Origin of the sequence: Campylobacter sp. P0103 (genome assembly GCF_002139545.1) — a bacterium.
Lineage (GTDB): Bacteria > Campylobacterota > Campylobacteria > Campylobacterales > Campylobacteraceae > Campylobacter > Campylobacter devanensis.
The window spans coordinates 1-5,468 of sequence record NZ_MJKG01000012.1 but is presented as its reverse complement, the minus strand read 5'-3'; the positions used below and the strand labels follow the sequence as shown (position 1 = coordinate 5,468).

At 29.0% G+C, this 5,468-nt stretch carries 6 protein-coding genes and 1 pseudogene; 4 read left to right on the top strand and 3 right to left on the bottom strand.

Going from position 1 to position 5,468, the window contains the following annotated elements:
- Positions 1 to 295 precede the first annotated feature (295 nt).
- The 3 genes from CIGNP103_RS07930 to CIGNP103_RS07920 all read right to left on the bottom strand — a co-directional run bounded on the left by CIGNP103_RS07930 (position 296) and on the right by CIGNP103_RS07920 (position 2,555).
- On the bottom strand, positions 296 to 469 hold the full coding sequence (locus CIGNP103_RS07930) for a YgaP family membrane protein (RefSeq protein WP_086224838.1): 174 nt from the start codon (positions 467 to 469) through the stop codon (positions 296 to 298).
- A 20-nt stretch (positions 470 to 489) separates the two neighbouring features.
- Positions 490 to 1,839, bottom strand: a complete 1,350-nt coding sequence (locus tag CIGNP103_RS07925; protein WP_086229181.1) for an NAD(P)/FAD-dependent oxidoreductase — start codon at positions 1,837 to 1,839, stop codon at positions 490 to 492.
- An 80-nt stretch (positions 1,840 to 1,919) separates the two neighbouring features.
- Positions 1,920 to 2,555 (bottom strand): Crp/Fnr family transcriptional regulator, encoded by a 636-nt coding sequence (locus CIGNP103_RS07920; RefSeq protein WP_086224836.1) that lies wholly within the window; start codon positions 2,553 to 2,555, stop codon positions 1,920 to 1,922.
- 73 nt (positions 2,556 to 2,628) lie between these two features.
- Between CIGNP103_RS07920 and CIGNP103_RS07915 the strand changes: the two genes are divergently transcribed.
- The 4 genes and pseudogenes from CIGNP103_RS07915 to CIGNP103_RS08050 form a co-directional block, all read left to right on the top strand.
- Positions 2,629 to 3,570: a 4Fe-4S dicluster domain-containing protein gene (locus CIGNP103_RS07915; RefSeq protein ID WP_086240601.1), complete on the top strand. Its 942-nt coding sequence runs from the start codon at positions 2,629 to 2,631 to the stop codon at positions 3,568 to 3,570.
- Positions 3,570 to 4,244, top strand: coding sequence for a cytochrome b/b6 domain-containing protein (locus tag CIGNP103_RS07910; protein WP_086268904.1), 675 nt, complete (start codon positions 3,570 to 3,572; stop codon positions 4,242 to 4,244). Before CIGNP103_RS07915 ends, CIGNP103_RS07910 begins: the two co-directional genes overlap by 1 nt.
- Positions 4,241 to 5,170, top strand: coding sequence for an SLAC1 anion channel family protein (locus CIGNP103_RS07905; RefSeq protein ID WP_086268903.1), 930 nt, complete (start codon positions 4,241 to 4,243; stop codon positions 5,168 to 5,170). The genes CIGNP103_RS07910 and CIGNP103_RS07905 overlap by 4 nt, the downstream gene beginning before the upstream one ends.
- Positions 5,171 to 5,227: 57 nt before the next feature.
- Positions 5,228 to 5,370, top strand: a pseudogene (locus CIGNP103_RS08050) (signal recognition particle receptor subunit alpha); the annotation flags it as partial.
- Between the last annotated feature and the right edge of the window lie 98 nt (positions 5,371 to 5,468).

Genomic DNA, 5,468 nt, shown 5'->3' with positions numbered 1-5,468 from the left:
ATTAGTTTATTTGATTGTTTGAGTGAATCGGTATAAACTTTAAGATTACTAAGTAGCGAGCTAATATCATGAAGATTTTTATAAATTTATAGATATCTTTTAAAATTGCAAAAATTCCAAGTATAATATATAATAAGAAGTAGTAAATTTTAATTTTTGTGAGTGTATTCCAGTTACAACTGCTGAAGTAGCTTATGTTAGCGTAGATGAAAAAGGTAATAAAAAATTAATAGATAAAGATTTAAAAAGATTACATGGATTTTAAGAGTATTATGCCTCGTTTGAGGCATAATAGCTATTTTTTACAACTTTTTTTGCCTATTAGTGAGTATAATGGGCAATATCCATATACTGCAGTAAGCAAAGGAACAAGTCCGATTAACCACCACCAGCATTGGCATACAAATCCAAATACAAAAAATATTATAGCTGCTATTATTAGTCTTATAGTTTTATCTAAGTTACTCATATTATATCCTTTTTTTATTTTTAAGCTTTAGCATGTATCATGGCTTGCATAACCATAGGCTTCATTAAATATACCTTAACAGCCCAGTTTAGCCAACTTTCTCTTGTAGAACCCATACATTCTAATGTCGGTGCGGCTCCTTTATAATTAAACTCAACCATAACAGCCTTACCATATCTAGTAAGTAGCGGACAAGCTGTATAGCCATCGAATTTAGCCTCTAAAGGTTTATTTTTTAAGTGAGATAATATATTTGCACCTACAACTGGATATTGTTTGCGTATACTTGCTCCTGTTTTGCCTTTTGGTACTCCAGCGCAATCTCCTAGTGCAAATATATTTGGATATTTTTTGTGTTGTAATGTATATTGATCAACATCAACCCAATTGCCAGCTACATCGCCTTTGCTTGTGTTTAAACCAGCTTGAGTTATAAAATCAGCACTTTTCATTCTAGGCACTACAAATAGATAATCATATGGTATTTCTACTATCTCTTTTGCTATTTTTTGTATTGAGTCTTGAGTATAAGGCATTAGTTTGTCAAATTTAGCTATTTGATTTATGGTATCAACTTCTACTAAAAGGTGGCGTGTTTTATACTCCATATCTCTTTGTATATACATTTGTTCAATCATCTTAGCGTGTAATGGGCTTGAGAGCATATTTGCACTACCTGTACATAGTATAGTTTTTAAAGATTTTTGGTTATTTTTTTGACCTAAATCATTTAATAGCATATTTACCTTTTTATTTGCTCCACCGCATTTTGATGGTGTATTTGGCTCAGCAAATAGAGCATTACCACCATTTTTAACCAATTCTTGAATAAATTTATTTGATTTTGTTGCTCCATTTGGAGTATATATACTAGTAATTTTAGAGTTAGGATCTTCTATAATATCAGCATTTAAACCTTTTACACTTTGAAAATCATAATACACCCCAGTAGAGATTATTAAATAATCATATTTATAGATATTGCCATCATTTGTTGTAAGTGAATTATTGTTTGGATCTACACTTTGTACATTTTGTTTTACCCATTTTACTTTTTCATTTATTAGATCTGCTTTATCATATTTTGTATCTTTGGTAGTATAAACACCAGCAGCAATTAATGTAAATCCAGGCTCATAATGCATTGTTTGATTTGCATCATATAAGGTAACATTTGCTTTTGGCATTATATCTATTAGATGAGCACTCATTGTGATACCGCCAAGTCCAGCTCCTATGATAGCTATATTTGGAGATAAATCACTTGCAGCTTTGGCTTGTGTAGGTATAGTAACAGAAGTAGCTGCTAAGGCAGAACCTAAGGTAAATATTTTTAGAGCGTCTCTGCGGGATTTTTGAATTTCATTCATAATATATCCTTTATTAGGGAAATAGATATTATGATTATATATAGATTTTCTATTTTTATCAGTGATAAAGTCACAAAAGATTATAAATTTAAAATAATTATTTTCCCACGCTCTAATTTTATTAGATTCTCTTTTTCTATATCTTTTAAAATTCTTGATACCACCTCTCTTGCAGTACCTAAATGGCTAGCAAGTATTTCGTGGGTAATTTGAATTTGATTATTTGTAGCATTTTGTTTAAGAAAATCAATAATCCTTTGTGTAATTGGCGTAAATAGAGCTTGTGTCATAACTTTAATAGCGCTAGCTAATCTTATGGATAAAAGCTCTACTACAAAAGATGCTATTGATGGGTATTTATCTTTTAATACTGAAAAGTAACTAGAGTGTAATAATAGTATTTTTGTATCTTTATTGGCTTGTAAATTTAATTCAAGTTGCAAATTATCAGTCATACAATTAGCACAAAGAATGCATTCATCTCCAGAGTTAAGATTAAATACTGTTATCTCTTTTCCTGTTGTAGATATTGCATATGCTCTTAAATTCCCTTTTAATACATATATAAAACCTTGACAGCTATTTTTATCGACTATTACATCATCACCTTTTTTAAATTCCATTATTTTAACATTTGAACTAACAGTATCTAAATCTTCTTTAGACAAATTAAATTTTTTAAATTTATCTATAAATTGCTCTATATCTTTTTTCATTTGGTAACTTTATCACTGAAAATTTGCATTATTTTATCTATAATTCCTTAAAAATATATAAGGATATAAGAAGATGAATAGGCGTAATTTTTTAAAATTTACCCTTATAACTAGTGCTACACCGCTTTTAGCTGATCAAGAAATATCAAGGCAGAATTCTCAAATGATGAGTATAATAGATCTTGATTTATGCGATGGGTGCGAAGGCTTTGAAGTACCAAAGTGTATAAGTGCTTGCAAAACACATAATAAAGATAAATTCCCAGATCCTAAAAAGCCTATAATGAATTATTGGCCTCAAAAAAAATATGAAGATTATAGTGATAAAAAAGATATTATAGATAGATTAACCCCATATAATTGGACATATGTTCAAAAGATAGAGATAAATGGTAAAAAGATAAATATACCAAGACGCTGTATGCATTGCGATAACCCTCCATGCCAAAAATTATGCCCTTTTGGCGTTATAAGCAAAGATAAATATGGAGCTGTAGATATTGATAAGGATTTTTGTTTTGGCGGTGCTAAATGTAGAGATGCTTGTCCGTGGCAGATACCGCAGCGTCAAGCTGGTGTTGGATTATATTTAAATATAGCGCCAAAATTAGCAGGTGGCGGTGTAATGTATAAATGCGATATGTGTAAAGATCTGCTAAATAAAGGCGATAAGCCAGCATGTCAAAATCAATGTCCAAAAAAAGCTATAAAATTTGCTCCAAAAAATGAGATAATGAGTATAGTAAATAAAGAAAACAGGCATATATATGGATTAAAAGAAAATGGTGGAACATCTACAATATACTTAAGTAGTGTAGATTTTGAATCTATAAATGAAGCAATAACAAAAAAATATGAAAATTTAACAAATAAAATAGGCAGACCTCATATGGCTAGAGTAGATAGTCCATTACAAAAGAGCGAAAATTTAGCTATGGCTGCAATGATTACTCCACTAGCTGCAATAGGTGCTGCAACTATATCTGCTATAAAATGGAATAAAAAGGATAAATAATGAAAATATATAGACAGAGTTTGCAAAATCGTATCATACATTGGGGAGTTGCTATATCTACTTTTGGACTTATTTTAACTGGTATATTTCAAATGCCAGTGGCTAAAAGATATGGCGTAGCAAATATATGGGAATGGAGTGGCGAGTATTTTGAAGGTCTAGTATTGCATTATATCTTTGCTATAGGGCTTATATTTTTTGGAGTTTATCATATAGTTTATCATAGTTTAAAAAAAGAGTTTGATATCATACCTAAAAAGGGAGATATAAAAAATAGTTATTTAGTTATAAAATCTATGATAACAAAAGATCAAGAACCACCAAACCAAAAATATCTACCAGAACAACGCTTAGCATATATAGCAATTGCTTTTACGCTTTTTATACTAGTATTTACAGGATTAATAAAAACATATAAGAATTTATTAGGATTTGATATAGCAAATTGGGCATATTTTTGGGCGGCACAATTGCATAATTTGGGTATGATACTTATCATAATATTAATTATTGCCCATTTAGCAGCCTTTATACCTAAAATTAATCGCTTTTTGCTTATATCAATGTTTAGTGGCAAGGTAGATGCAAAATACACATTAAAGCGTCATCAATTGTGGAAAGAGGGTATAAAAGAGACTAATAAAATATTAAAAAATGGCAAGGATAAAAAATGAGTAGAATAAGCAATTTTCCTATTATGTTTTTTGCTATTATAATGGGATTTGGCGGGTTTAGTATGGCTATAAAAAAAGTCAGTGTAGTATTTGAAATTAATAGTTTATATTTTGATATATTTAAAATTATTACATCTGCTATTTTTTTATTGGTTGTATTGTTGTATGCTATTAAAATATTTATAAATATAGATGAAGTAAAAAGTGAATTTAATCATCAAATAAGATTAAATTTCTTTGGTGCGATACCTATATCTTTTTTAATTTTAGCCAATCTATGGCAAAAAAGTATTGTATATGAGTGGTTATTTTATAGTGGTTTAATATTGCAAACCTATATAACTTTTAGGGTTATTGCATTTTGGATTAATAAGAATTTAGAGATCAAGCACTCCAATCCAGCTTGGTTTATACCAGTAGTAGGTAATTTAATAGTTGTTATATCATCAGATAAAAACTATGAATGGTTATGGTATTATTTTAGCATAGGGGTATTTTTTTGGATTATTTTATTTTCTATAATGTTTTATAGAATATTATTTCATGAGCAGCTAGCGCAAAAATTTATGCCTACACTATTTATTATGATAGCTCCTCCAGCTGTTGGGTTTTTGGGATATTATAAGCTTGTAGGATTTGATGTTGCTGCTAATATTATGCTTAATCTTACTATATTTTTTAGTTTTATGGTGATTTATATGTATAAAAATTTTTTAAAACTTAAATTTTTCTTATCATGGTGGGCGTTTATTTTTCCTAGTGCTGCAGCTTCTATAGCGATTTTAGAGGGTTATAATATTAATAACAACATAGCTTTTCTCTATATAGGAATGACTATTTTTATCTTGCTTTGTGTGATGGTTATATATGTATCTTATCATACTGTAAAAAATATTATAACAAAAAATATATGCGTAATGGAATGATTAAAGAATTTTAAAGTATAATTAGCACTTTTTAATCAAAATTTCAAAAGGTATATAGTGTTTGAACTTATTGGCGAATCATTAAAATCAGCTGTAAATAAACTTAAATTTGTTGATGATGAAAAGGCTTTAAAAACGCATTAGAAACACTTAAAAAGTCGCTTTTAAAGGCTGATGTCTATCACAAGGTAACAAAAGAGTATGAAGTCTCACGCAAAGATTTAGAAAAATATGTCTTAGATAGATTAGTTCATGGCATATCATCTGATAAGTAGATCGCTTTGAGCAATTATCCTAT